The 23,493-nt window shown below is 66.5% G+C and carries 25 protein-coding genes and 1 pseudogene; 14 read left to right on the forward strand and 12 right to left on the reverse strand.

Going from position 1 to position 23,493, the window contains the following annotated elements:
- Positions 1-352 precede the first annotated feature (352 nt).
- Positions 353-853, forward strand: coding sequence for a hypothetical protein (locus ACAM49_RS15570; protein WP_369636214.1), 501 nt, complete (start codon positions 353-355; stop codon positions 851-853).
- Positions 854-1,048: 195 nt separating this feature from the next.
- On the opposite strand, the gene ACAM49_RS15575 is transcribed toward ACAM49_RS15570, so the two are convergent.
- The 4 genes from ACAM49_RS15575 to ACAM49_RS15590 form a co-directional block, all read right to left on the reverse strand.
- Positions 1,049-1,198: a hypothetical protein gene (locus ACAM49_RS15575; RefSeq protein WP_369636215.1), complete on the reverse strand. Its 150-nt coding sequence runs from the start codon at positions 1,196-1,198 to the stop codon at positions 1,049-1,051.
- Complete coding sequence (locus ACAM49_RS15580; RefSeq protein ID WP_369636216.1) at positions 1,195-1,317, reverse strand: hypothetical protein; 123 nt, start codon at positions 1,315-1,317, stop codon at positions 1,195-1,197. Before ACAM49_RS15580 ends, ACAM49_RS15575 begins: the two co-directional genes overlap by 4 nt.
- A gap of 185 nt (positions 1,318-1,502) precedes the next feature.
- On the reverse strand, positions 1,503-3,083 hold the full coding sequence (locus ACAM49_RS15585) for a YncE family protein (protein ID WP_369636217.1): 1,581 nt from the start codon (positions 3,081-3,083) through the stop codon (positions 1,503-1,505).
- A 182-nt stretch (positions 3,084-3,265) separates the two neighbouring features.
- The gene (locus tag ACAM49_RS15590) at positions 3,266-4,453 is read right to left on the reverse strand and encodes a helix-turn-helix domain-containing protein (RefSeq protein WP_369636218.1); all 1,188 of its coding nucleotides are present in this window, start codon (positions 4,451-4,453) and stop codon (positions 3,266-3,268) included.
- Between the two features lie 193 nt (positions 4,454-4,646).
- Between ACAM49_RS15590 and ACAM49_RS15595 the strand changes: the two genes are divergently transcribed.
- From ACAM49_RS15595 to ACAM49_RS15610, 4 genes are all read left to right on the forward strand, one after another.
- Positions 4,647-4,823 carry a hypothetical protein gene (locus tag ACAM49_RS15595; RefSeq protein ID WP_369636219.1) on the forward strand — a complete coding sequence of 59 codons (177 nt, stop codon included), beginning with the start codon at positions 4,647-4,649 and terminating at the stop codon, positions 4,821-4,823.
- A gap of 3 nt (positions 4,824-4,826) precedes the next feature.
- Positions 4,827-5,084 (forward strand): helix-turn-helix domain-containing protein, encoded by a 258-nt coding sequence (locus tag ACAM49_RS15600; protein ID WP_369636220.1) that lies wholly within the window; start codon positions 4,827-4,829, stop codon positions 5,082-5,084.
- Entirely contained in the window at positions 5,081-5,452 is a 372-nt protein-coding gene (locus tag ACAM49_RS15605) for a hypothetical protein (protein WP_369636221.1), read from the forward strand. The genes ACAM49_RS15600 and ACAM49_RS15605 overlap by 4 nt, the downstream gene beginning before the upstream one ends.
- Positions 5,453-5,617: 165 nt before the next feature.
- A complete protein-coding gene (locus ACAM49_RS15610; RefSeq protein ID WP_369636222.1) occupies positions 5,618-5,914 on the forward strand; it encodes a hypothetical protein in 297 nt (98 codons plus the stop codon).
- A 27-nt stretch (positions 5,915-5,941) separates the two neighbouring features.
- On the opposite strand, the gene ACAM49_RS15615 is transcribed toward ACAM49_RS15610, so the two are convergent.
- The 5 genes and pseudogenes from ACAM49_RS15615 to ACAM49_RS15635 all read right to left on the reverse strand — a co-directional run bounded on the left by ACAM49_RS15615 (position 5,942) and on the right by ACAM49_RS15635 (position 13,864).
- Positions 5,942-8,155, reverse strand: a complete 2,214-nt coding sequence (locus ACAM49_RS15615) for an MMPL family transporter (protein WP_369636223.1) — start codon at positions 8,153-8,155, stop codon at positions 5,942-5,944.
- 108 nt (positions 8,156-8,263) lie between these two features.
- Positions 8,264-9,823, reverse strand: a complete 1,560-nt coding sequence (locus ACAM49_RS15620) for a bifunctional 3-(3-hydroxy-phenyl)propionate/3-hydroxycinnamic acid hydroxylase (RefSeq protein WP_369636224.1) — start codon at positions 9,821-9,823, stop codon at positions 8,264-8,266.
- Positions 9,824-9,884: 61 nt separating this feature from the next.
- A pseudogene (locus ACAM49_RS15625) lies at positions 9,885-11,799 on the reverse strand (acyl-CoA synthetase).
- Complete coding sequence (locus ACAM49_RS15630; RefSeq protein ID WP_369636225.1) at positions 11,796-12,734, reverse strand: fumarylacetoacetate hydrolase family protein; 939 nt, start codon at positions 12,732-12,734, stop codon at positions 11,796-11,798. Before ACAM49_RS15630 ends, ACAM49_RS15625 begins: the two are co-directional and overlap by 4 nt.
- Positions 12,731-13,864 carry a VOC family protein gene (locus ACAM49_RS15635; RefSeq protein WP_369636226.1) on the reverse strand — a complete coding sequence of 378 codons (1,134 nt, stop codon included), beginning with the start codon at positions 13,862-13,864 and terminating at the stop codon, positions 12,731-12,733. Before ACAM49_RS15635 ends, ACAM49_RS15630 begins: the two co-directional genes overlap by 4 nt.
- Before the next feature lie 134 nt (positions 13,865-13,998).
- On the opposite strand from ACAM49_RS15635, the gene ACAM49_RS15640 reads away from it, so the two are divergent.
- On the forward strand, positions 13,999-14,658 hold the full coding sequence (locus tag ACAM49_RS15640) for a TetR/AcrR family transcriptional regulator (protein WP_369636227.1): 660 nt from the start codon (positions 13,999-14,001) through the stop codon (positions 14,656-14,658).
- Positions 14,659-14,729: 71 nt separating this feature from the next.
- On the opposite strand, the gene ACAM49_RS15645 is transcribed toward ACAM49_RS15640, so the two are convergent.
- The gene (locus tag ACAM49_RS15645) at positions 14,730-15,065 is read right to left on the reverse strand and encodes a hypothetical protein (protein ID WP_369636228.1); all 336 of its coding nucleotides are present in this window, start codon (positions 15,063-15,065) and stop codon (positions 14,730-14,732) included.
- Between the two features lie 96 nt (positions 15,066-15,161).
- On the opposite strand from ACAM49_RS15645, the gene ACAM49_RS15650 reads away from it, so the two are divergent.
- The 3 genes from ACAM49_RS15650 to ACAM49_RS15660 all read left to right on the forward strand — a co-directional run bounded on the left by ACAM49_RS15650 (position 15,162) and on the right by ACAM49_RS15660 (position 17,859).
- Complete coding sequence (locus ACAM49_RS15650; protein WP_369636229.1) at positions 15,162-15,479, forward strand: hypothetical protein; 318 nt, start codon at positions 15,162-15,164, stop codon at positions 15,477-15,479.
- A complete protein-coding gene (locus tag ACAM49_RS15655) occupies positions 15,476-17,248 on the forward strand; it encodes an alpha/beta hydrolase (protein ID WP_369636230.1) in 1,773 nt (590 codons plus the stop codon). The genes ACAM49_RS15650 and ACAM49_RS15655 overlap by 4 nt, the downstream gene beginning before the upstream one ends.
- Before the next feature lie 74 nt (positions 17,249-17,322).
- Positions 17,323-17,859, forward strand: coding sequence for an LppA family lipoprotein (locus ACAM49_RS15660; RefSeq protein ID WP_369636231.1), 537 nt, complete (start codon positions 17,323-17,325; stop codon positions 17,857-17,859).
- A 192-nt stretch (positions 17,860-18,051) separates the two neighbouring features.
- Here ACAM49_RS15660 and ACAM49_RS15665 read toward each other — a convergent pair whose 3' ends face one another.
- Entirely contained in the window at positions 18,052-18,189 is a 138-nt protein-coding gene (locus ACAM49_RS15665) for a hypothetical protein (RefSeq protein WP_369636232.1), read from the reverse strand.
- Between the two features lie 454 nt (positions 18,190-18,643).
- On the opposite strand from ACAM49_RS15665, the gene ACAM49_RS15670 reads away from it, so the two are divergent.
- The gene (locus ACAM49_RS15670; protein ID WP_369636233.1) at positions 18,644-19,312 is read left to right on the forward strand and encodes an MspA family porin; all 669 of its coding nucleotides are present in this window, start codon (positions 18,644-18,646) and stop codon (positions 19,310-19,312) included.
- A 62-nt stretch (positions 19,313-19,374) separates the two neighbouring features.
- Positions 19,375-20,043 carry an MspA family porin gene (locus tag ACAM49_RS15675; RefSeq protein WP_369636234.1) on the forward strand — a complete coding sequence of 223 codons (669 nt, stop codon included), beginning with the start codon at positions 19,375-19,377 and terminating at the stop codon, positions 20,041-20,043.
- Positions 20,044-20,751: 708 nt separating this feature from the next.
- On the opposite strand, the gene ACAM49_RS15680 is transcribed toward ACAM49_RS15675, so the two are convergent.
- The gene (locus ACAM49_RS15680) at positions 20,752-20,973 is read right to left on the reverse strand and encodes a hypothetical protein (RefSeq protein WP_369636235.1); all 222 of its coding nucleotides are present in this window, start codon (positions 20,971-20,973) and stop codon (positions 20,752-20,754) included.
- Between the two features lie 291 nt (positions 20,974-21,264).
- On the opposite strand from ACAM49_RS15680, the gene ACAM49_RS15685 reads away from it, so the two are divergent.
- From ACAM49_RS15685 to ACAM49_RS15695, 3 genes are read left to right on the forward strand one after another with little or no spacing between them, the layout of a single operon-like run.
- Positions 21,265-21,852: a DUF2076 domain-containing protein gene (locus ACAM49_RS15685; protein WP_369636236.1), complete on the forward strand. Its 588-nt coding sequence runs from the start codon at positions 21,265-21,267 to the stop codon at positions 21,850-21,852.
- Positions 21,853-21,895: 43 nt separating this feature from the next.
- Positions 21,896-22,240, forward strand: a complete 345-nt coding sequence (locus ACAM49_RS15690) for a hypothetical protein (RefSeq protein WP_369636237.1) — start codon at positions 21,896-21,898, stop codon at positions 22,238-22,240.
- A gap of 37 nt (positions 22,241-22,277) precedes the next feature.
- On the forward strand, positions 22,278-23,489 hold the full coding sequence (locus tag ACAM49_RS15695) for a DUF418 domain-containing protein (RefSeq protein WP_369636238.1): 1,212 nt from the start codon (positions 22,278-22,280) through the stop codon (positions 23,487-23,489).
- The last annotated feature ends 4 nt before the right edge of the window (positions 23,490-23,493 follow it).

A 23,493-nucleotide genomic window follows, 5' to 3' on the forward strand; every position in this document is an offset into this window, starting at 1 on the left:
CCCCCGGTCACCGCCCCACCAACCCGAGATGCCATCCACGCCACCGGCCCAACGGCCGCGGCCCGCGCCAATTCGGCTCGCGGCCAATCGCTTCGCCGCCACCGCCGGTGCACGTCGATATCGCTCATGCCATGCCTCCTCGCACAGTCCGCGGCCGCCCGCACCCCGAATATTACAGTGATGTTTTAATCTCCACCCCACCCGAAGCCGCGCCCGACCTGAACTGTCAAACCATGTCGCCTCATGTCAGCACGCCCCCGACAACCCGGACAACCGCGACACTTGCCGACACAGACACGCACGGCCTCTCGACGTTCGAGAGATCGAGTGTCGGTGCGCAACGATAGTCTCGGTGATCGTGTATGAGATTGCCGAGACCGCGGGTTTCTATGGTGCACATGCGATCTGGAGTGTGTCCGATTCCGAAGGGTTGATTCCGCTGCTCGGCTACGTCGATGCCGATGACGCGAAGGGTCTGGTGCGTTTCGCATTCGATGATGTTGCCGAGGCCGTCCGGACAGGGGGCGAGAGATTGCATGCGGGCCAACCGAGCTGGTTACGCGCCGCGCTGGTCGTCGACGCATTCCTGCACCTGCCGACAGGACGGACCGATGGGCTGATCATCGATGTCGTCGAGTATGTCCCGCAACGCCGGTCGATACAGATCGCTGTCCCGTACCGACCCCATACGGCAGCGCAGGGTTTCGCGGTGTACAGGCCCAAATTCCTGGAGACCAACGGGTTTACCGAGCCTGACTTCGATGCGTTGGGGGCAGCCTTCTTCGCGGGCGTGGACTCCCATGAACAAGGCGCGGCAGTGTGGAACACTCACCTGCTCGACGAATCCGTCTGATACCGGCGCTCATGGCGTTACTCATCTCGATTCGGTCCCATTCCCGGTGGCCGCCATGCCATGGCCGACCACCGCGGAGCTCGGCGATGGCAAACCCGTTGCGCTGGTGTGGATGTAGCCCCAGCCGGCGTAGAGCATCAGCACTGACTCTTACGTGGAAGGAATACGGTGGCAGTGGCCCGCCGTGGCCGCTAGTCAAACAGCCAGGAAGCGCTCGACGCTGAGCTTGGGCTCAAACCAATAGTGACCGATGACGATCATGTCCTGATCATGGGGAAACGACATCGGCCGAGTTCGCTCGGCGTCACCGTCCTCACCACGACGTGGCAAACGCAACGCCGTCATGACTCGATCATGCCGTGTCTGCGGAGTTCCCACGACCACACCATCTCACGGGATGCGCTCAGCCGATGGACTGCTTCCAGCCGCACCCGCATCGGCGAGAAGGCGCTCGAGTTGATCATGGGCCTAGACCTCCATTATGGCGGCCGAATTGGCAGAAATCCGCCTTCCGACAGCGATTTGTGTAGGAATAGGCCCATTATTCGAATCTAGGCGGGGTCTCCTTCGCGGAGTAGCTGAATTACGGCTGCTGCCAATGCCATTCGGGACGCTCGTCGAGTCCCCAACCGGCCCGCTCAGGCTCGGCTCAGCCGCGCGGGACGACAGCGATGTCGGCGCCGCCCTGCCGCAGAGTGAAGACGTACAGGGTGTGCGTCGCGGGGTCGACCGCCATCGCATCGGGTTCGTGCAGGGACAAGGTGTCGGTGACCGCCCCGGAATCGGTGTCGAATACGGTGATCCGTCCCTCTTGACGGCACGCGACGTAGAGCCGGTGCGCGGCGGCATCGATATTCTCCTCCTGCAGCATTCGGTCCTTGCAGGTGTTCTCGAGTAAGTAGTGGTCGAGCAGCCGCAGTCGCGACTCCCGACCGATATCGCCGACCGCTACGTCACCCGATCCTCCAACCAGAACCGCGGTGCGCGTCGGCTGGTCGAAGAAGACGCTTTCGATGCTGAGCGGCGCGTCGGTCGACGCGATGGTGGCGAGGGTCGACAGGTCGATGGTGTCCAGGCGGGCCGTGCCCGTGGCATAAGCGCGATGAGTGCTCGAGTCGATGAATATGTGGTCGATGTCGCCGGACTTCCCGATGGTCTTGGGCGGACTCACGGCGCTGGCACCGCGCGATAGCACCGACAGCGTGCTGTAGACGTGGGTCTGCGGGGTCGAATAGCCGTCGTTGTCGAGGTTGAGAATGTAGGCGGTGTGAGTGCTTTCGTCCACCGCGACCTGCCACGAATCGAGTCCGGTGCGGATGGTGGCGGTGACCGTTCCGCTCGCGCGGTCGATCACCGTGACGGTTCCCGTGTCGTCGCCCTTGTCCTTACCGCTCACGACGTAAACGGTCTGGGTACCCGAATCCACGGCGATGCCGCGGGGAACGTAAGGCAGTGGGAGGTTCCCGATGACCGAGTTCGTCGCCAGGTCGATGATCGACAATGAGCTCCGCTGCGAATTGTCGTAGGAATTCACCTTGTTCGCGACGTATAGGGTATGTGCTGCCGAATCCACGGCGATCACCGCGCCGAACGGGTTCGGGGAATCGATGGCGATAGTCTGGTAGCCCTTGCTGGACTGCGCGAAGAAACCGATCCCGGCCACCACCGCCACCGCGACGATCACCGACCCGGCCGCCACCAGCGACGCGCGCAAACCCCGGCGCGGTATCCGAGCCGGGCTCGCCCGGTTCGACCTCAGGAACTGAACAGCGAACTCGGGCACCAGTTCCCGCGGCAGCGCGAACCCATCGCCTTCCCTCGGTCGAACGAACACCGCTGTCTTGCCGACGACCACTTCCGCGATCCGGTCGTACGCGATGCGGGTGTGTCCGGTCGCGGGCGGCACCTCCAACGAATCCCGGTGATACCGAACCCAAATCGGCATCCCCGCCGCCGCATACGCCTTGACCCGCTTGTTGGGCCACAGCATTCGCACGGCGGTCATCAGCGCGACGATGACCACGGTGGCCGCGAGCAGTCCGAAGTACACCCCGACCAATTCGAGCGGTGAACCGCCGTATCGCACTGCGTTGCGGACGATGTCGACAATGTGCCGGGACATGAGGATCAACGGGATCGCCGCAACGAACAGCCAGGTCGCCGGGGCGCGCCAGATCGACAGGTCTGCGACCCGGCTCAGTCGCAGCGCGGTTTGTGAGTCGGCGACCATCGTCACATCGGTCGGAAAGTTCGGCGCGGACGGTGGTATCGGCTGTTGCAACGGCTGATACGGCGGGTATGGAGCACTCTGGTCCGGCTGGTACATAAGCTTCCCCCACATCGATCTCGGCCTGAAGGCATGGAGACTACCGGGGGCGACACGATCTGGTCAGCTCGGCAGCTGAGCAACCATCAAACCGACACTCCGACACGTTGCGCGAACTCCCGAAGGGCATTTCGCCGGTCGTGCTGCAGCAGCACGCCGACCACCGTCCGGAGCAGGGTCTGGTAGCGCACCCACTCTTTGCCCACGACACGCTCCGCCGTCAGCAGCATGTCCAGGGCGAGCTGGTATTGCCCCAATTGAACTGCGGCTGCGGCTTTGTCGACGAGGTGTCGGCCCTGAGCTACCGGGGTCAAAGCGATTCCGCGGTTGGGCATCGCTTTCGCGACCGTCAAAGCCTCGACGAATCGTTCGTTGGAGATATTGATGTCCACCGTCTGCATCACTTGCTGACTGGGCCCGAAATCCGACTCGTACCATTTGGTGTCGCGGCCGACTCGACCGGCGACCGTACCCGCCTCCTGTGCCAACGCCAGTGCCTCATGCACTCGTTGTCCTCGCCCTGCGGCGGTCGCGCCCTGCAACAGCAGCGCACCGTGGACTGCCAGCTTCTGTTCCGACACTTCGCCGCGAGGCTCGACCGATGCCGCGGCTTTCAGCGCGACCGCATGAGCTTCCTCGTAGCGACCTGAGACGAGCAACTGCCAGGAGACGCTGCCGCGCAAGGCCGCCATCAGCAACTCGTCGTTGCCCTTTTCGGCCGCGCTCAACGCGTGGCGGATCGCGATAGACGCCAGGTCGGGCTGTCCGAAGTGCACCAATGCGCATCCGGCGACCCAGTTGATGCGTGCGAGATGCTCGTGCGCGGGTGCGACTTCGTTGCCTTGCGCGGCATGGGCGGTCGCACGTACCTGAGCGATCCCCGAGGGCAGCAGCCCGGCCAGAACTTCGAAACGGCCGAAAGAGTAAGCCCCCCAGGCTCGGTCGACTGTGCGTCGAGCATCCGACAAGGAGACGTGCAGGTCCTCCTCGGAGCCGTCCACCAGGTCGTCGACCGGCGTCAACGCACGCCGGATCGCCACGATGCCGGCATCGGGATCCGCAGAGGGAAGGCTGCTCCTGGTGCCGAGCAGATCGCGCATATCGACATCCAATGCCCGCGCGATTCGCTGCAGCACAGGAATCGACGGCGTCTTCTTGTCCTGTTCGATCTGCGACACCATCGACTTGCTGATCCCGACCAGATCAGCGAGCTGCCTCTGAGTGAGAGCCTTACCGCGACGACGCTTGATCTGTTCGCCGAGCGTTTCTTCCATTGCTGGTTCCTCCGGCCGTACCCCCGATTTCGAGCGTACCCAGACATCGAGCACGGAGTAACACCCTTGGTGATACGTCGGCCAAGGTCAGCGACCTTAACGTTCATCTCGGGACCTGGTGCCGCGTAGTTCACTCGAGCGAATTCCGCATCAGCCTAGCCGAATCAGCGAGAACATCCGGAAGGAGTTCGACGTGGCAATCATCATGGTCGCTGCCATCATCACACTTGCGCTGTTCCTCCTCCCCTGTCGCGCGCTGCTACACGCGGACCGAAACCACCAACCGAAACGGCTGACCGTCGCCGATATTCAAGCTCGGCTCGAAGCCGAAACCCCACGCCTTCACGCACCGATCAGCCGGGGAGTGTAGTCGATGGCATTCACGGAATCCGAAGCGAAAGTTCTTGGTGCGCTGGTAGTCCGCGCCAAAGACCAAGGCTTGACGGTCCGGCAGTTAGGCCGTGCGACTCGACTGCCCGATTCATCAATTCATCGGGCACTGCTGCGGCTGTCACGAACCGGACTGGTGACCGTCGCCCCCCAGAGCCCGGCTCGCTGGCTTTGCACGGCCCGAGGCCGCATCGCCATCACCCGCCCGGTCTACCGCGAATTCGTCGGAGTACGAACATGACCCACTACGTGATCGGGTTTCTCCGAAAAGACGTCTCGGGCGAATCGTGGCGGCAAGACCTGACCCGGATCCATGCCTTCGCGAATGACCGCGGATGGTCGATGGTGCTGGCGTATTTCGGCGACCCCGATGCCCCCGGCGAGATCATCAACCGCCTAATGACCCTCGCCTACGACAAATACATCACCGAGGTCATCGCCCCCACCGCCGCTCACTTCGACCCCGACGACATCCCGTCGCTGGTCAAGATCGCCGACGTGATCTGCGCAGACACCGGCCGCACGACCACCCGGGCCGACTACGAGCGATCCCGGCCCACCACGGACACCGGAGTCGGGATGGAGTGGCGTGGCAAACTCCCCAAGTAGAGAATATTCCCTGATGGGCGCGTGGAACCGAAACCTGAATGACGAGAGGCGAAGACGCTCGATTCCGGCGACCTCACGCAGTTCGCTGTGGGCACAGCCCGACCGACCGTGATCGGAGCGCGTTTGGCGGCCGAGTTGTGCGCTCGGTTTCCTACGCGTTGGCTCGTGGTGGAGATGCCACTTGCCCACCCGACCGATCGTTTCGTCGAGAGCTCCGAAGACCAGGGACTCGTCGTCTGGCACAAGAGCGTGTATGCGGTGTGCTGCCTCGATGAAGGGCCAGAGCGGGCGCGATGGATACTGCTGCAACATGATCCGTCGTTCTCATATCGCGCGTTCGTGATCGATCATGAGTTTCCGCCACTGTCGGCCGACGCTCGAAGCATCGGTGTCGAGGCGATCGTTGTCGGGGCCTACGACGGTGAAGGCGTCGTCGCAGCCATCCGCAGGCCTGGCAACTGAGCGCCCTGGCGATCGGTCCTTTCGCCGTTATGAGTAGTCGGGGACCTGCTGTGGCGCAGAGGGTTCGGGGGTGAATCGGTTTTCGAGTTCGACGCCTTCGATGTCGAGGTCGGGGACGTAGCGGGCGAACCAGCGGGGGTGGTACCACATGCGGGTGCCGATGAGGGCGGTGATCGCGGGGACGAGGGTGAGGCGGACTATGAAGGCGTCGAGGAGGACGCCGATGGCGAGGGTGAAGGCGAGGGGGCGCACGATCGGGCTGTCGACGGTGGCGAAGGCTACGAAGACGGCGAACATGATCAGCGCGGCCGCCGTGACGACGCGGGCGGAGTGGGCGATGCCGTTCTGGACCGAGGTGATGGCGTCGCCGGTGCGGGTGAATTCCTCTTTGATGCGGGAGACGACGAAGATCTGGTAGTCGCTGGAGAGGCCGAAAATGATGGCCAGGGTGATGATCGGCAGGAAGCTCAGGGTCTGGCCCTTGGTGATGTGGAGAAGGCTTGCGCCCCAGCCCCATTGGAAGACGGCCACCTGGACGCCGAGGGAGGCGAAGACCGACAGGATGAATCCGGCGATCGAGGTGAGCGGCACCAGGATGGTGCGGAAGGCGATGGTCAAAAGCACCAGCGCCAGGCCGACGACCACTACCAGGAAGACCGGCAGCGCTTCGCCGAGCCGCTTGGAGGTGTCGATGTTGGCGGCGGTGGTGCCGCCTACCAGATAGGTTGCGCCCGTGCCGTTCTCGATGGCATCCCGGTCGTCGCGCAGTCGGTTCACCAGGTCGTCGGTCGCGGAATCGGCGGGGCCGGTGGTGGGGACGACCTGGATCAGCACGATCCCGTTGCCCGAGGCCGCGGGCTGCACGACCGCGACGCCGGGTTCGTGCTGCAAGCGCCCGATCAGGGTCTGCACCACGTCGCCGGACGTGGCATGGGAGACGTCGGCCACCACCAACAACGGGCCGTTGAAGCCCGCCCCGAACGATTCGCTCACCAGGTCGTAAGCCTTACGCGCCGTGCTCGATTCGGCTTGCGTGGCACCGCTGGGCAGGCCGAGATCCATGCGTGTGGCCGGAACGGCCAGCACCGCCAGCACCGCGACACCGGCCACCAGCAGCGGGATACGGAATCGGGTGACGAACCGGCCCCAGGCGTGCCCGCAGGTGCGTTCGGGCTCGTAGGCGGCCAGACGCGCCACCTGTTCAGGCTTGCCCGGCTGCAACGGCGGAGAAATGAACTTGGCGACCAGGCCACCCGCGAACGACAGCAGCGCGGGCAGCAGGGTCAGGGCGACGAGCAGGGCCACCAGGACCGCGCCCGCCGCGGTCAGGCCCATGACCGTGAGGAACGGGATGCCCGCGACCGCCAGCCCGCACAGCGCGATGATGACGGTGACCGCCGCGAAGACCACCGAACTGCCCGCGGTGCCCACGGCGAGCGGAATCGATTCCGCCGCAGTCATTCCCAGCACGATGTGGTGGCGGTGGCGCGACAGGATGAACAGGGCGTAGTCGATGCCGCACGACAGGCCGAGCATCAGCGCCAGCGAGGTGGCGGCCGAGGGGACGTCAACGAAGGCGGCGATGCCGAGGATGCCGGTGAGCCCGATGCCCACCCCGACCAGTGCGGTGACGATCGGCAGGCCCGCGGCGACGACCGCGCCGAAGGTGATCAACAGAATGACGAAGGCCGCGATGATGCCGAGAATCTCAGGGGTGTGCGGGATTTCGGCAGAGAACCCCGGGTAGACGCCACCGGCGAACTCCACCTGCAGCCCGTTGTCGCGCGCCTGATCCGCGAACCGGGTCACCGCGTCGAGGGTGCTCTGCTCGACCTCTCCGGCCGAGACCGCGAACTGCACGCTGCCCAGCGCCACCCGCTGATCCGGTGACACGGCCTGCGCCTGGAACGGGTCGACCACCGCCGCGACCTGCGGCAGCCCCTTCAGGCCGGTCATCACCTGCTCGATCTCGGCGGTGACCCGCTGATCGGTCACCTTCACCATGCCCGGCGCGCCGAAGACCACCTGCATCTGCGCGCCGCTGAAGGCGGGTAGCCGGTCCTGCAGCAGCGACACCGCGTTCTGTGACTCGGTGCCGGGGACGGTGAAGTTGTCGTTGGTCTTGCCGCCGGTGCTCGCGGCGAACGTGATCGCGCCGATCAACAGGACGACCCAGACCGCCACCATCCACCAGCGGCGACGGGCGACGAATTGGCCGAGAGCGAACAGATAACGAGACATGCGATTCCTCCTACCCAGACTTCGACAAGGGGTCTAGCGGTAGCGATCACGCATAATTCCGCTACCTTAACCTCGACTCTGACGGCATCGTCATGAGTGTCATTCGCATCAATCAGCGGCTTTCGGGGTCGGCGAGTCGGTCTGTGCCGGATGCGTACTCGGCGCGAAACTCGGCAGTGACGAATCCAGATCCGACACGGTTCTCCCGCAGGTCTGCACAGTGCCATCGGGGCGGACGAGCACGGCGGCGGCGCGGACGCCCCGGAGCCAGCGGTGCAGCGCGGTGCCCGGCACGGCACGCAGCACCACGCCGCCGCGCTGTTCGATGGTCGCCGCCTCGACCGGCGAGGGGGCCGATGTCGTGATGATGGCGTAGCGCCCGGCGATGAGATCGTCGACCCGACGCCCGTCGGCCAGCCGGTCGTTCGGGACCAATCGTCCGGCCAGACCTCGCCGCAGCGGTGGCGCCGTCACCAGCGCAGAGCGGTGCAGCGGCGGTGACTCTCCGCTGATGATCGTCTCGGTCAGCCCGGGCAGCCGGTGCAGTCGTGGAGCGAGCAGGCTGCGCAGTCGATTGCCGAATTCGCCGCCCTCGGTCATGGTCAGGCCCATGAGCTTGGCCAGCCGGATCATCATGTGCGCGTGCGGTTTCCGCTCGGTCTCGTAGGTGCCGAGCACCGACTCCGGCAGCTCGCCGCGCAGTACCCCGGCCAGCTTCCAGCTGAGGTTGGCGGCATCGCGCATGCCCGCGCCCATGCCCTGTCCGATGAACGGCGGGGTGAGGTGGGCGGCGTCGCCGAGCAGGAACACCCGCCCGGCACGCCATCGGTCGGCCAGTTGCGCGCGGAAGGTGTACTCCGCCACCCGGACCAGCTCCAAGCCCTCGCGGTCGACGTCGGCCAGCCACGGGGACAGCAGCGGCCACAGGCGGTCGAGATCACGGTAGTCGTCGGCGGATTCACCTGGCCGCAAACGGAATTCCCATCGATGGCGGGTGGTGCCGATGCGCATGTATGTCGCGGCTCGGCTCGGGTCGCACACCTGATGCACGCCGCCCCAGTGCCCGGGTTCGATCGTGGTCGCGAGGTCGACGACCAGCCAGCGCTGCTCGAACCGCAAGTCGCGCATGCGCGCGCCGATCGCGGTGCGCACCAGGCTGTTCGCGCCGTCGCAACCCAGCAGGTAGCGGGCGCGCACCGATTCGGTCCCGCCGGTCGCACGGTTCTCGAAATCCACTCGGACACGGTCCTTCTCGACTGTCAGCCCGGTGACCTCCACGCCGCCGCGCAGCGAGACGGCCGGATGCAGAGCCAGATTGGCGCGCAACAGCGCCTCCAGGTCCGGCTGGTCGAACAGGTTGGCTTCGGGGAATCCGTTGCGGCCCCCGGCCGGATCGCGATCGAATTGCGCCAGCACCCGATGCCGCGGATCCACCAGGCGCAATCCCAGGGCGGGCCGGGTGATCGCGTCGAATCCCGCGCCGATGCCGAGACGTTCCACGATCCGCCGGATCTCACCGTCGAGATGGACCGCGCGCGGCTGCGGGTAGACGCCCTCCCACCGCTCCAGCACCAGCGATTCGATGCCGTACTGGGCGAGCAGCGTGGCCGCGGTGAGCCCGGACGGGCCCGCCCCGACGATCACCACCGGAACCGTCGGCGAAGTCATCGGGACCTACCGCTCACCGTGGCCACGTCCGGCACGCCACCGAGCACCGGTGCCACGGTTTTCATTGCCGCACCTCGATTTTCGCGTCGATCGCGTAGCGGCCCAGAATCGCCTCGGCCGCGGCCGGGTCGGCATCGGGGTCCAGCACGACGGTTGCGACGATCGCGCCATCCTCGACCGCCGCGGCGATACCGGCCACACCGGCGGTCTCGGCGAACGCGTCGAGCAGTTCGCGGCGCGTGGCATCGGCGCGCAGACCCAGCTTGTACGGCTTTCCGACATCGGTGACGGGCAGCGCGTCGAGGATCGTGACCGTCTTGGGGGCGGCGGCGCGCTCGTGCACCCGCTCGGCCGCCCACGCCACCAGCTCGTCCTCGGTGACGTCAGCACCGGCAGTCAGGGACACATACGCGACAGGAACCTCGCCGGCGTGTACGTCCGGACGGCCCACCGCTCCGGCCGCGCTCACTTGCGGGTGGCTCAGCAGCGCGTCCTCGATGCTCGCGGGATCGATATTGTGGCCGCCGCGAATGATGAGATCCTTTGCACGGCCGTGTAAATGGATGAATCCCGCATCGTCGATGTGGGCCAGGTCGCCGGTGCTCAGCCAGCCGTCGACCACGGTACCCAGTCCATCGAGGTGGTGACCGTGTTCGTCGCGGCCGGTCACGTATCCGGCGAAAACCGTGGGGCCACTGATGACCAGGACGCCCGTCTCCCCGGCGGGCAGTGTCTCCCACACCCCGTCTTCAGCCGTACGGACCACGGCGACCTGCTGATAGGGCATGCGCTGTCCGACCGCGCCGGGCCGGGGAGCATCCGGGAAGCTGCGTGCGGAGGCGCACGTCGCCTCGGTGAGGCCATCCCTCCACCAGCGTGACCCCGGTGTGCAGCTGGAAGTTCTCGCGCACCGCGAGCGGCAGCGGGGACGCGCCGACCATCGCGTAGCGCAGGCTCGAGATGTCGGCGTCGATCGGGCATTGCGCCAGTACCGCGTACACCGTCGGCACCGCGCTCATCGTGGCAATTCGATAGTGCGCCACGATCGTCCAGAACTCCGCGTAGAGCGTGAAGTCCCGGTAGCCCAGCGGACCGGCCCATACCACCGGCTGACCGCGGAAGAGCGGCGCGAGCAGGGTGACGACGAGCGCGTTGACGTGGAACAGCGGCAGCGCGGCGAAGACCACCGACTCCTCGTCGAGCAGCGAGTTGGCCGCGATCATCCACGCGTTGGCGACCTCACCGGAATGGCGGTGCGCCGCCAGCTTCGGCACGCCCGTCGTGCCGCCGGTGTGGAACAGCGCCGCCAGATCCGATGCGCTCGGCGGCTCTCCGTGAAACCGGCTCGAATCTGCTTCGGCGGCAAGGGCATCGAGGTAGCCGATACGGACGCCGTCGATGCCGGGCAGGGTCGGCGGCGGCTCCGGGGCCGCCGTCGGACGCAACACCAGCAGGGCATCCAACAGACCACACCCCGCGAGTTCGCCTGCGGCAGTCCAGGTGTCGGGCGCGAGTTCCGGACCGGCGGCGATCAGGACCCGCGCACCCGACCGGCGCAGCAGTTCGGCGATGTGCTCGTGCGACAGGCCGCCATTGATCGGTGCGGCGATGCCCGCCAACTGCGCGGCGAGGGTGGCCGGGATCAGCTCGGCACAATTGGGCGCGATCAACGCGACCGCATCGGTGCGGCGCACACCCAGCTCATGCAGCAGGTTCGCGTACCGGTGCACGTCGGTGAGCAGCTCGGAGTAGCTGCGCCGCAACGGCTCTCGCCACCGCGCCGCATCCGGCAGCACGGTGATCGCGGTGCGCCCCGGCCACCGCGTCGCCGCCCGGGTGAGCAGGGCGTAGGTCGATTCAGGCAGGCCGCGCGCTTCGAGCGGCACCGCTTCGATGGCGGCCAGGTCCTCCGGAGAGGTGTACAGGGGCCAGAGCAAATCCTCGGCCGAGGTCTCCAGGGTCGCGTTGTCGGTCATCGGGCGTACCTCACGACCGTCCGCTGGCGGCCCAGGTCCAGGGCGCCGTCATCGGTGCCGATCGCGGCCTCGACGACGTCCCCGTCCTTCAGGTACTTCGGATTCTTGGCCTGGCCCTGGAAGAACATCTTCCACTTGACCTTCGGCGGCAGCAGCGAGGCGATGAACTGCACCGGCTTGGGCGGTGCGCTGAGCGCGGTGCCGATCGGAGTTCCGGTCAGCAGCAGATCCCCGGCGTCCATGCGCTGGAAACGGGTCAGCGCGCGCAGCGTCTCGACCGGCCGATAGATCATGTCCGCCACCGTCATGTCCTGCCGAACCTGACCGTTGACCCACAGCCGCAACCGCAGATCCCCGAACCGCTGCAGCTCATCGGCGTCCAGCAGCACCAGCGCCGGGCCGACGGGCGTGAAGGTCGGATACGACTTCGCCTCGTAGAACTGGGTTTTCGGCAGCTGCACATCGCGCGCCGAGATGTCGTTCGTGACCACCAGGCCCGCGACGTAATCCGCGAGATTCTCCGCCGAGACCTCGGAGCCCACCGGCATCTCACGGCCGAACACGAGACCGATCTCCACCTCGTAGTCGAGCAACTGCACATGCGCGGGTCGTATGACGTCGTCGTGGGGTCCGCTGATCGATCCGGAGGACTTGCGGAAGAACGTGAGTGGCACCGTCTCCGGATCCATCCCCGAATCCTTCACGTGGGAGGCGAAATTCGTCATCTGCGCCACCACCCGGCACGGCGCGGTCACCGGCGAGATCAGCGAAAGACTCTCCACCGCCACGGTTTCCGCGCCGGATGCGGCCGCTGCGATCGCCTCACGATCGGCGAGCAGTTCCCTTGTGGTCGTCGCGGCGGTATCGATGCGGGCGGCACCGGCGGCGGTCTGCACCCACCAGGCGTCGGCGGTGCGGAGGACGGATGTGCTCATGAATTGGCCACTTTCATCAGGCCGCGCAGGCGGCGGATATCGAATTCGTTGTCCTCGCGCAGCGCGTCGACGATCGAGCGCAGTTCGCGCAGCGATTCGGCACCGGGCTTGATGCCGAGGAAGTCCTTGGTCACGGGCGGACCCCATTGCGCCAGACCCGAAGCGCTCATCGGCGCCCAGCCCGGCTCGAGGGTGCAATCGAACATGTCTCCGTCACTGAAGTGTTCGACCATGAACCCGTCGGGATCGCGCCAGTAGTCGAAGATCTGACTGCCCTGGATATGGCGGCCGATCCCCCACGATCGGCGATAACCCTGCTCGCGCAAGTACTCTCCACCCGCCGCGAGCGCGTCCAGATCGGCGACCTGATACGCCGAGTGCACATACCGGTTCGACGGCCCGAGCGTCAACGCGAGCGTGTGATGGTCGGCCGGCACCGAACCCCGGTCGCAGCGAATGAAACTCATGACCGGCCCGCGCTCCCGCTGGCCCGGGTAATAGAGGAAGTCGCTGACGATCAGGCCCAGATTCCCCAGATACCAGTCGAGGGTCTCGCGATATCTCGTCGACTGAATCACCACATGTCCGAGCCTGCGCACGCGTGCCGGTGCGCGCAGCGGCCGCTGCGTGGCATTCACCCGGGCCACCTCGTCCCCGAAGTTGAAGACGTGAGGCTGTTGCGTCGGCAAAGCCTCTAGTTCGTGGGTCTCGGCGACCACTCGCACCCGCAGGCGGCTCGGATCGACCAGGTCGACGGTCAGTCCCCCCAGCGAATCCGGCAACGGCACCGCTCGCGTACCGGTCGCGTCGGCCAATCGCAGCAGATCGGCGGAATCGGCGGCCCGAAAGGCCGGACCGACGAACCGCGAGCGACCACCACGCCGAATGAGGACACATGGCGCGCCCGGATCGGTCCCGCGCAACTGCAACTCCTCGGCCGTGCGCGAAGCCGTCGCGAATCCGAAGGCGTGAGCGAAAGTCTCCGCCCGATCCAGGTCGGGCTTCTCGAACTCCAGCCAAGCCAGATCCAGCACCTTGACCACGGGATTGCGCGCCCGGCCCGGATGCTCGCCCGCGCGCGCCCCCTGCTCGCTGTGCAAACCGGTGTGTACATCGTGATGGCCGCTCATCGACCACTCCCTTCCAAGTACTGACGATATCGTCACTTACGAGTAGGGAGTCAGTCAAGAACTATCTGACGATTCCGTCAATATTGAGACAATCGGCTACGATGGTGAGTCCGGACAGCAGGAGAGGTGTATCGATGACCGCGAGCAACGGGTCGGGACCCAACCGCCTGGAACGCCGCAAGGCCCGCACCCGCGCCGCCCTGGTCGGCGCGGCGCAATCACTGCTGGCCGAGGGCAAGATCAACGTGCCGATCCTGGAGATCACGCAGGCCGCCGACGTCGGCATGGGCTCGTTCTACAACCATTTCCAGAGCCGCGAGGACCTGTACCAGGCCGCCGTCGAAGAGGCGCTCGACCGCCACGGCGCCCTGCTCGACCTACTGTGCGAAGACGTCGAAGACCCAGCTCAGGTCTTCGCCCAGAGCTTCCGCCTCACCGGCCGCCTCCACCGCCGACACCCCACCCTCAGCAAGGTCCTGCTCAATGACGGCCTCAGCCTTGTGAATTCGGACCGCGGCCTCGCCCCCCGCGCCCGCCGCGACATCGAAGCCGCGATCAAAGCCGGCCGCTTCGACATCCGCGACCCGGAACTGTCGATGACCATCGTCGCCGGCGCCGCCCTCTGCCTCGGCCGCCTCCTGCACGACCACCCCGACCGCGACGACGCCGAAGCCGCCGACCAGGTAGCCGAAGACCTACTCCGCATGTTCGGCCTCTCCCCCGAAGAAGCCCACGAAATCTGCCAACGCCCACTGCCCCCACTGGACCTGCCGCGCGTCGACTCGACTTCCTAGACGCAGCAGTCGACAACACGAATGCGCAGGGAACCAGACCCTGGAGCGCACCTGGAACCGGGTCTGATCCCCTACCGCGGCTTGGGATTCCACGTGTACGGCTGTTGCAGCGCGCCCACGAGGCCCTCGCGGTAGGCGCGCAGTCGCGGATCGTTCTCGATGGCGTCGATGGCGGCGGCGACACCGGCACGGCTCTGCGCCAGCGCGTCCGCGTGCAGTCGAACGATCGCCTCCACCAACAGTTCCGGGTCCATGCGCCGCCCGGCCTCGGTGAGCCGGATGGCCCGCAGGGTGCCGTCCGGGCCCACCTCGACGGTCGCCGCGTCCCCGGTGGCGGCCGCTCCCGGCTCGCCGACGGCGCTCTCCAATGCTCCGATGAGCCCGCTCAACGGGTCGATATCGCTCATTGGCGCGCCTGCCCTTCCTGCCGTCGGAGATCATCAGCTTATAGTTGGCAAACTAGACGGATCGGTATTCACCGGATCACTCCCAGGGGTTCACACGTGGGCGCTGAGGACAATTTCACCTTCGACCGGGCGGCCGTGCGCGCACTGGCCGACGGCCTCGGCACCGCAGGTCAGGAGATCGGGATCATCGGCCGCGGCGGTGCTGTGGTGGACGGACTGCTCGACGCGCTGCCGGGCGCGGACACCCCCAACGCCTATCACTCGGTCTCGCGCAGGGCCGACAAGGCCATGGGCGCGGTCGGCACCGCACTGGCGGAAATGGGTGGCAAGGCGGTGGCGGCGATCATCGCGCACAAGCAGCTCGACGCCGAACGAGCGCGGGGCATCGACGCCGCCTCGGACAGCGTCCGATGAGCAAACATCTCACCGTCCCCCAGGTGCTGAGCTGGAAGCCCGAGGCCTTCGGCACCCAGGCCAATGAATGGGACCGCCAGGCCACGGAACTGCGCACCCGTATGGACACCCAGTGGCGTTCGGTCGACAGCACCCACGAGTCCTGGCAGGGGCCCTCCGGCACGGCCCTGCGCACCCGCTTCGACGCCGTCCAGACCAAGGCCCGGCAGGTCCTCGCGGCCCTCGAAAATGCCCGGGACGCCGCGAAAGTCGCCGATCTGAACTTCACCACCGCCAAGGTGGTGTTGAAGAACGCCGTCGACGACGCGGTGCGCAAGGGCTTCGAGGTCCAACCCGACGGCACCTGCATCATCAGCGAGAAGACCAAGCAATCGGTCTACGCCTCGGTGGCGAGCAACGACCGCAGCGGCGAGCAGTACAGCGCGGCCATCGCCGCTCTGAGCTTGTCCTGCGACGCCTGCACCGCGGCGGTCAAGAAGGCGCTGGAACTGGCCGCGGACATGGACAACACCGCCAAGACCGCGATCAAATCCGCCTTCGCCGACCTCCCGGACCCGAACTCCTTCGGCAATGCCGGGACCGTCACCTCCGGCCCACTCACGCCGCCACCCGAGAACGGCTCGCCCGCCGAGAATCGGGCCTGGTGGGATTCGCTCAGCGACTCCGAACAGCAGTCCCTGATCAAGACGCAGCCGGCGAGCGTCGGCAGCCTCGACGGCCTACCGGACGGTGTCCGCGACCAAGCCAATCGGAACCTGATCCCGCTCGAACGCACCCGGCTCGAACAGGAACTGTCCACCTACGAAGCACTCGTGAAGGGCAATCCGACCGACACCACTGCGCGGAACAAGCGGGACGACCTGCGCGAGCGGCTCGCCGATCTGAACGAGGTCGATAAGCAGGTGAGCGGCGACCCGGACCTGAAGCTGCTGGTGCTGGACATGAAGTCGGGACTTCAGGGTCGCGCCGCGATCGCGGTCGGCGATCCTGATTCGGCGGACAACATCTCCATCACCACCCCGGGACTTGGGACAAATGTTCGAGAGTCGCTGGGCGGCATGGTGAGCGAAGCCAAAACACTCAAGTCCGAGGTTGAAAGCCAACTGGGCATTGCCGGACGAAGCGGCGAGACAGTCGCGACCATCGCCTGGATCGGCTACGACCCACCGCAGAAGAGCTACCTGGACGGGGACATCGTCGGGGTCGGACTGGAGGCGCGCGCGGACAGCGCGGCACCGAACCTCGCCAAGTTCTACGAGGGACTGGACACCGCCAGCACCAAGAACGACCCGCACATCACCGCTCTCGGACACTCCTACGGCTCGCTGACGACAAGCCTGGCGCTCCAGCAGAACGGCCGGGCGGTCGACGATGTCGTCTTTTACGGATCACCGGGCCTGGGCGGCCACAGCCCGCTGCTCATGCCCAGTCCACTCATCGTCGATACGCCGCTCGGCGGTCTGAATGATGCGGTCGACTCACCCGATGATCTCGGGCTGCGCCCGGGACACGTGTACGAGATGACGGAGAAGAACGATCCGGTCGCGCAATTCAATCGGTTCGGCCGGAGTCCTGCCCATCTGCCGTGGGTGACTCACCTGAGCACCGATGAACTGACCGTCAGCGATGGTCACGGCAATGACCGCACCTACACCGGGGCCGAAGGACATTCGGAATACCCGCGCACCGGTAGCAATGGCATCCTGCACCGATCGGGCTACAACCTGGCCGCGGTGGTGGCAGGCCTACCTCAGAATGCGATGCGATGACAATCAGCCGAGCACTGCCCCTACTGGTGGCCGCCACAGTGACCACGACAATCCTCACGACAGGATGTGATGTCTTGGGCGACAACAACCCGAAGACCACGCGACAGGAGACCGAGGACGCCGCGCAGAAACTACTGAAGCGGCCCACCCTGGAAGAGGCCGAAGCGCAACTGACCTCGGTAGTCGACCAAATTATCGCTGCCGCTACGGAATTGGTTCCCGGTATCCACTTCGAAACGGTCTACGATCGGAGCACGTCCCTGTGCGACCCACCGTTCGATGACACGTTCGGCCGCAAGGTCACCCTGCAGGGTCACTCGGGTGGCCCCATACCAGAGGACAAGTGGCCCGCTTTCCTGGCGAAGGCCACGGAACTGGCGGGCACGGTCGGCGCCACCTGGACGCAGAAGGTGCGCGAAGAGCCTGGCACGACAACCTCATCGACGCCCGATCCGGTTCCCGAATACGGTCGCCACGACGTCAACTTCTTCAACCCCGAAACCGGTACCACGATTCGCCTGGGCACCGACAAGGCGACGTTCGTGCGCGGCTCCGTGGGCTGCTACTTGCCGAAGGACAAGTTCGACAACCCGATTCGCCCTACAACCTGACGAGTTCAGACCTTCCCATCATGTCCGGCCGAAACTCTTGGATTCCCACCATTCGGGCCGCAAGATGGCACGCAAAATGGCACTGAAATTCCCACCACATCCCGTAGGTTCCGCGTAATCAACCGTCCAGATGTGCGCCAGGACCTCGTCCGAGTCGGTGCGAGTTTCGCACCGACGCGAACATGTCACCCGTTACTTCCCCGGGGTGGAGTCCGGCGCGGTCAGACGCTGGGCCAGGCCGAGGCCGACCGCGATGGCGGCGGGCGCACCCACCAGCACCAGACCACCCGGCGGCACCGAGCGGAATGCCGATGGCCGCGCCCGCGACACCACCGATCAGTGTGCCGAGCATCGTGCCCATCGAGGTGACGATCCCGAACTGGTTGACTGCGGCGGAGAACGCGGCATCCTGGTCGGCCTGGCTGGCGATGTCCTTCACCACCGGCGCCGGGAGGGCCGGAGCCGCCCTGCCCATCCGCCGACCGACGGGAGGCACCCGTCGTTCGACGGATTCTCCAACCGCTTGACGGATAGCATCACCGAAGTCTTCGACTTCTACACCGATACCGATGCGCGGGATGGCACTTCACCCCGGATTCATCCCATGGGTCGATGATTCCCCCCGGTCGGCGGATTGTTCCGGCCGATCGGCGGGTGTCCGGGCCTTCGAGCACGGTCCTAGGCTCGCTGCGAATCGCGGTCCGCACGCCATCTTCGACGGGCCGCGATTCGTCCCAGCGGTGCACAGTCCCCGCACCGCTCTCGGTATCTGATGAGGGTAGAAATGAATAGTTTTCGCACGGACAAGTGCGGTCTACGAGCTGCCGGGCTCGGTGCCGCCGCAGCCGTGGCCATGGGTCTGTCGTCCACGGGCGCGGCACACGCCGACACCTTCGTGCCGCTGCCGGACGGGCAGCGGGTCGGTCCCGGGGTGACGATCACCCGCACCGGCGAGCACGCGGTGATCTCGCCGTCGCTCTCGGCCAATGGCGCCGGGCGCGTGGCCTGGCTCTCTGGCATCGTGGCCGCCGAGGTCACCGCGACCCCGGAGGGCACGGCCGGACCGAACAACGGCGCCACCAACGCGCCGGGCACCAACAACTCCTCCACCCACGGGATTTCGCGGGTCAGCGCCGGCTACATCGTGGGCTGTCAGGTCAGCATCGGTGAGGATGCCATCTCGGCCGGGGTTTCGGGCAGTGTCAGCCTCAACTCCGTGGGTGCGGGCGGGTCGCTCGGGCTCAAGCTCGGGCCGGGTCAGGTGGCTTTCGTCGGGGTCGAGGGCAAGGACATTCCCAAGGCGGGCACGTACTCCCTCGAGTACCGCGATGTCGAACTCCAGATTCAGGGCTGTGCGGGCTATGCGCAGGCACGCTCCTATGCCGTGGTGGAGATCGTCGGCGACAACTACTCCAAGACCAGCCTCTACGGGCAGCCGTTCAGCATCGGCTGACTTTCGGCAAGAGAAGCCAATTCATCTCTCGTGTAAGCGAATTCGATCCCCTAGAGGAAGCCATGAACATCCGTAAGACCATGGTGCGGGCCGTCGGCGCGGGCGCCGCGGCTACCGCCGCCCTGGGCCTGTTGTCCACCGGCGCCGCCAACGCCGACACCTTCGTCCCGCTGCCCGGCGCCGAGCTCACCCAGACCCTGTCCGACGGCACCGTGGTGACCGTCCGCCTGGTCGGTGAGTCCGCCACCATCAGCCCGTCCATGGGCGCCACCCCGGTGCACCGCAACGCCTGGGTGTCCGCCTCGGCGCAGGTCGAGCTGTCGGGCCCGAATGCCAACGGCGGCAAGATCTATCCCGGCTATGTCGTCGGCTGCCAGGTCACCATCAACGGCGGCGGCGTGAACGGCGGCGTCGACGCCAAGACCGACTGGGAAGGCAAGAAACCGGAGATCGGCGGCAAGGCCGGCGGCAACCTGTCCCTCGGCCCCGGCCAAGCCCGGGCCGTGTACCTGCTCGACGAGGAAGAAGCCGACGACTTCGGCAAGGAGTCGCACAACACCCGCAACAAGTTCAAAGGCACCAGCGGCAGCGTCACCTGGGCCGACTCGACGATCGGCGTCAACGGCTGCGGCGGGTACGCCCAGGCCCGCGCTTTCGTGCGGGTGAAAGTCTCGACCACCAACGTCAATTCCGTGGTGACCCTGTGGGGTCAGCCCTTCAGCCTCGGCTGACCGGAATCCGGCGTTGACAGACCCGGTGGCATCCGGAGCCACCGGCACCCGGTGGCCTCCCCAGTCCACCGGTGGCGGCGAGTACCCGGCATCCCATTCCCTCGCCCGGGTACTCGCCGCCCATCTATTTGCGTCCCATCGCGCTCCGGGTCGATGCGAAACCCGCTGAAAGACTGGTCGTTCCGGCCGGTCGGCGGATGGTCGACCGCCACCGTGCCTGCCTACGATCGTTGTGATCGCGGCGTTGCCACCAACCCCGCAAGCCGTGATCGGTTCACCGCCCGCAGGGTAGGACCACCGCCGTCAGTCGTACGGCGGCCCCACGGGACCAATCGCTCAGGATCGACTGAAGCGAATGCAACGGTGACCACGCGGTGGCCCCGGCAGGCCGCCCGGATGCGGCGAGTACCCGGCACCCCCTCACCCGGGTACTCGCCACCCCACCACCGGTCAGTCCGATCGTTCGAACTGAGATCCAGTCGGGCGAGTGCCTTTTCGGTCGCGGGCACCGGGCCGATACCCGGATCCGAGTCCGTCGTCGAAGACCGCGATGCCGCCGATGGCGGGGCTTCGCCGTTGGGTGGGGCCTGTTCCGGAATGACGTCGTCGATGACGCTTCCGTCGATTCCGTTGCGAGACAAGGGTAGATACGCGAGTTGGGCCTGTCCGAACGTCCGGACAGGCCCAACTCCCTGGTCGAGCGTCGAATCAGCCGTGCGCCCAGAACAGGTCGGCGCTCTGGTCATACGGATCCGGGTCGACACACACGATCGGAGTGCCCCAGGGGTCCTCCGCGCGCGCACCGGGTTCATAACACGCATCGCCGATGTGGTACTCGTCCGGCCAGGCCGAAGCCGGCGCGGCGAGGCCGACCGCGACCGCGGTGAGGCCGGCACCGACCACCAGCGCACCGAGCAAGCGTTTCTTCATCGTTGAGGTCTCCTCCAGGAATCCATTTGTGAACTGGATCAACCGTATGGCGCTGTCCCCGTGGCCACTTCGCTCGCACGACCGAAGTCGTCCAGCCGATCGGCTGGATCCGATCGGTCCGACATCCAGCCGACTGGCGGGTTGCCTCCCGGCGGTCGGCGACGTTGCGTAGCCCGAGCCGAGAGGTCACGATCAGCCACCCGACGGGCCGGTTCCGGACTCTCGGCGGATGGTTGCCGGAGCGTGGGATTCATACGTTGGTTTCCAGACCTTCCACGGATTGGAGATCGCATGGACCACACTGAACAGCAGCTCATCGGCAATCTGGCCGAGCGCATTCGCGCCGCGCAGCCGGTGGCCAAGGACCCGCAGGCCGCCGAGGCCGTGCAGCGGCTCATCGCCTCCCAGCCCGACGCGCTGTACGTGCTGGCGCAGGCCGTGATCCTGCAGGAGCAGGCCTTGCAGCAGGCCCAGGCACAGCTCGCGGAGTTGAACGGGCAACTCGCGCAGCAGCACGCGCCCGCCGACCGCCCTGGCGGCGGCTTCCTGGCGAACCTGTTCGGAAAGTCCGCACAGCACGGCCCTGGCAATGGGGCGGCTCCGGCGGGCGCAGCCGCCGGGTTCGGCGGTGCACCCGGGCAGGCCGGCGGATTCGGGGGTGCCGCGCCCGAGCAGTCCGGTCGTCGAGGACTGGGCGGCGGATTTCTGGCCACCGCGGGCTCAGCCGCGGTGGGCGTCGCGGGCGGAGCGCTGCTTTTCCAAGGAATCAGCAATGCCTTCGGCGGACACAACAACCACACCGCCTCCACCGACGCCCATGGGACCAACGACACCCACGAGCAGAGCGGATTCGGCGGATTCGACGACGACAGCTGGTGACCCCCGCACGCTCGGTCCCGACGCTTCACGAGGAATGACGATGATGACCAAGAAGATTCTGCTGCTCGCCACCGGATTCGCCACGGCCGCAACCGCCGTGGCGCTCGCCACCGCCCCGGCCACGGCCTCGCCGGCGGTGACCATCAAGGGCGCCAAGGACAATACGATCACCGCACGCGCGACCGGCGCGCACCCCAACTCGGCGTGCACGCTACACGATGTCTCGACCGGGAAATCGGTATCCGGTAAGGCCGCGGCGGACGGCACGGTCACGCTGGTGCTGACCAAGATGCGCCTCGGCCCCCATGCGGTCAATCTCACCTGCACCGCGCCCGACGGCAGCAAGCAGGTGCTGGCCGACCACCGCCCCGCGCCGATCACCCGGTGAGCCGGTCCAGGGACCGATCAACAGGAGCCGAGAACCCATGGTGGACACGATGAATGCGCCGGTCGCCGCGCCCGGCGGCCGGCGCATCGGCGAGCTCGACATCCTGCGTGGGTTCGCGCTGTACGGGATCCTCGTGGTCAATACCACCATCGCGGCCACGGTATTGTTCGCGCCCGGCTGGGGCGCAGGCGATCAGAGCTTCATGGGCGGCAGCGATTTGGATCGCATTTGCCAAGGCTTGGTGGACGCGTTGTTCACCGGCAAGTTCTACCTGCTGTTCGCGTTCCTGTTCGGCTACTCGTTCACCCTGCAGATGGCCGCGGCCGAGCGCGCCGGAGTCCCCGCGGTGCCACGACTGCTGCGCCGCAGTCTGGCGCTGTTCCTGCTCGGCCTGGCCCACGTAATGGCACTGTGGGTCGGCGAGATTCTCACCCTGTACGCGGTGCTGTGCGTGATCCTGGTGGCGCTGCGCAAGATTCGACCGCTGACCGCCCTCGTCACGGGGCTGCTGCTGTACCTCGGCTATCTACTGCTGATGTTCACCCTCGGCGGCGACGCCATGTTCCGAAAGGACTCCGGCCTCGCCGGCAACAACGGCTTCACCGGCAGTTTCACCGAAACCCTGCATACACAGCTGACCAGCGCCCCGCACTTCATGCTGCTGACCTGGCTCACCCAGGGTGTGCCCGCGCTGGGCATGTTCCTGCTCGGCCTGGCGGCCGGCAAGCGCCGCCTGTTCGAAAATCCGGAGCTGCTGCGGCGCTGGACATCCCGCGCCATGGCGCTGGGCTTCGGTGTGGGCACACCGGTTTCGCTACTCACGTTCGCTTACTCGGTGGAACGCGATGGCACACCCGCCTATTGGTCTCTCGTGCAGGAACTAGCCAACCCGTTCATGACTCTGGGCTACATCGCGGGAGTGGTCGCGCTGACCCGCTCCCCGTGGGCCGCGGCTGTCGCCCGTTTGGCCCCGGCCGGTCGGATGGCGGCGTCCAATTACATCGGGCAATCGGTCGTGATGATGTTCCTCTATACCGGCTACGGTCTGGCCCTGGCCGGAAAGGTGCCCGTCGCGGGGGTCGTCGCGATCGCCACGGCGACCTTCGCCGCCCAGGTGTGGCTCAGCGCGTGGTGGCTGCGCCGCCACACCTACGGCCGGGTCGAGTGGCTGCTGCGGGCGGCGACGTATCTGTCGATTCCGGCATGGCGCAAGCCATCGACGTCGGCCACCGGCTCGCCGGCACGGTAGGCAC

The organism is Nocardia sp. JMUB6875 (assembly GCF_041154655.1).
GTDB lineage: Bacteria > Actinomycetota > Actinomycetes > Mycobacteriales > Mycobacteriaceae > Nocardia.

Excerpts from the sequence above, each read along its gene's own strand:
- ACAM49_RS15655 (WP_369636230.1), top strand. The coding sequence starts at position 15,476 with ATGAGCAAACATCTCACCGTCCCCCAGGTGCTGAGCTGGAAGCCCGAG.
- ACAM49_RS15630 (WP_369636225.1), bottom strand. The coding sequence starts at position 12,734 with ATGAGCACATCCGTCCTCCGCACCGCCGACGCCTGGTGGGTGCAGACC.
- ACAM49_RS15635 (WP_369636226.1), bottom strand. The coding sequence starts at position 13,864 with ATGAGCGGCCATCACGATGTACACACCGGTTTGCACAGCGAGCAGGGG.
- ACAM49_RS15575 (WP_369636215.1), bottom strand. The coding sequence starts at position 1,198 with ATGACGGCGTTGCGTTTGCCACGTCGTGGTGAGGACGGTGACGCCGAG.
- ACAM49_RS15695 (WP_369636238.1), top strand. The coding sequence starts at position 22,278 with ATGGTGGACACGATGAATGCGCCGGTCGCCGCGCCCGGCGGCCGGCGC.
- ACAM49_RS15580 (WP_369636216.1), bottom strand. The coding sequence starts at position 1,317 with ATGATCAACTCGAGCGCCTTCTCGCCGATGCGGGTGCGGCTGGAAGCA.
- ACAM49_RS15670 (WP_369636233.1), top strand. The coding sequence starts at position 18,644 with ATGAATAGTTTTCGCACGGACAAGTGCGGTCTACGAGCTGCCGGGCTC.
- ACAM49_RS15640 (WP_369636227.1), top strand. The coding sequence starts at position 13,999 with ATGACCGCGAGCAACGGGTCGGGACCCAACCGCCTGGAACGCCGCAAG.
- ACAM49_RS15675 (WP_369636234.1), top strand. The coding sequence starts at position 19,375 with ATGAACATCCGTAAGACCATGGTGCGGGCCGTCGGCGCGGGCGCCGCG.
- ACAM49_RS15685 (WP_369636236.1), top strand. The coding sequence starts at position 21,265 with ATGGACCACACTGAACAGCAGCTCATCGGCAATCTGGCCGAGCGCATT.
- ACAM49_RS15590 (WP_369636218.1), bottom strand. The coding sequence starts at position 4,453 with ATGGAAGAAACGCTCGGCGAACAGATCAAGCGTCGTCGCGGTAAGGCT.
- ACAM49_RS15645 (WP_369636228.1), bottom strand. The coding sequence starts at position 15,065 with ATGAGCGATATCGACCCGTTGAGCGGGCTCATCGGAGCATTGGAGAGC.
- ACAM49_RS15585 (WP_369636217.1), bottom strand. The coding sequence starts at position 3,083 with ATGGTCGCCGACTCACAAACCGCGCTGCGACTGAGCCGGGTCGCAGAC.
- ACAM49_RS15690 (WP_369636237.1), top strand. The coding sequence starts at position 21,896 with ATGACCAAGAAGATTCTGCTGCTCGCCACCGGATTCGCCACGGCCGCA.
- ACAM49_RS15600 (WP_369636220.1), top strand. The coding sequence starts at position 4,827 with ATGGCATTCACGGAATCCGAAGCGAAAGTTCTTGGTGCGCTGGTAGTC.
- ACAM49_RS15605 (WP_369636221.1), top strand. The coding sequence starts at position 5,081 with ATGACCCACTACGTGATCGGGTTTCTCCGAAAAGACGTCTCGGGCGAA.
- ACAM49_RS15620 (WP_369636224.1), bottom strand. The coding sequence starts at position 9,823 with ATGACTTCGCCGACGGTTCCGGTGGTGATCGTCGGGGCGGGCCCGTCC.
- ACAM49_RS15615 (WP_369636223.1), bottom strand. The coding sequence starts at position 8,155 with ATGTCTCGTTATCTGTTCGCTCTCGGCCAATTCGTCGCCCGTCGCCGC.
- ACAM49_RS15680 (WP_369636235.1), bottom strand. The coding sequence starts at position 20,973 with ATGAAGAAACGCTTGCTCGGTGCGCTGGTGGTCGGTGCCGGCCTCACC.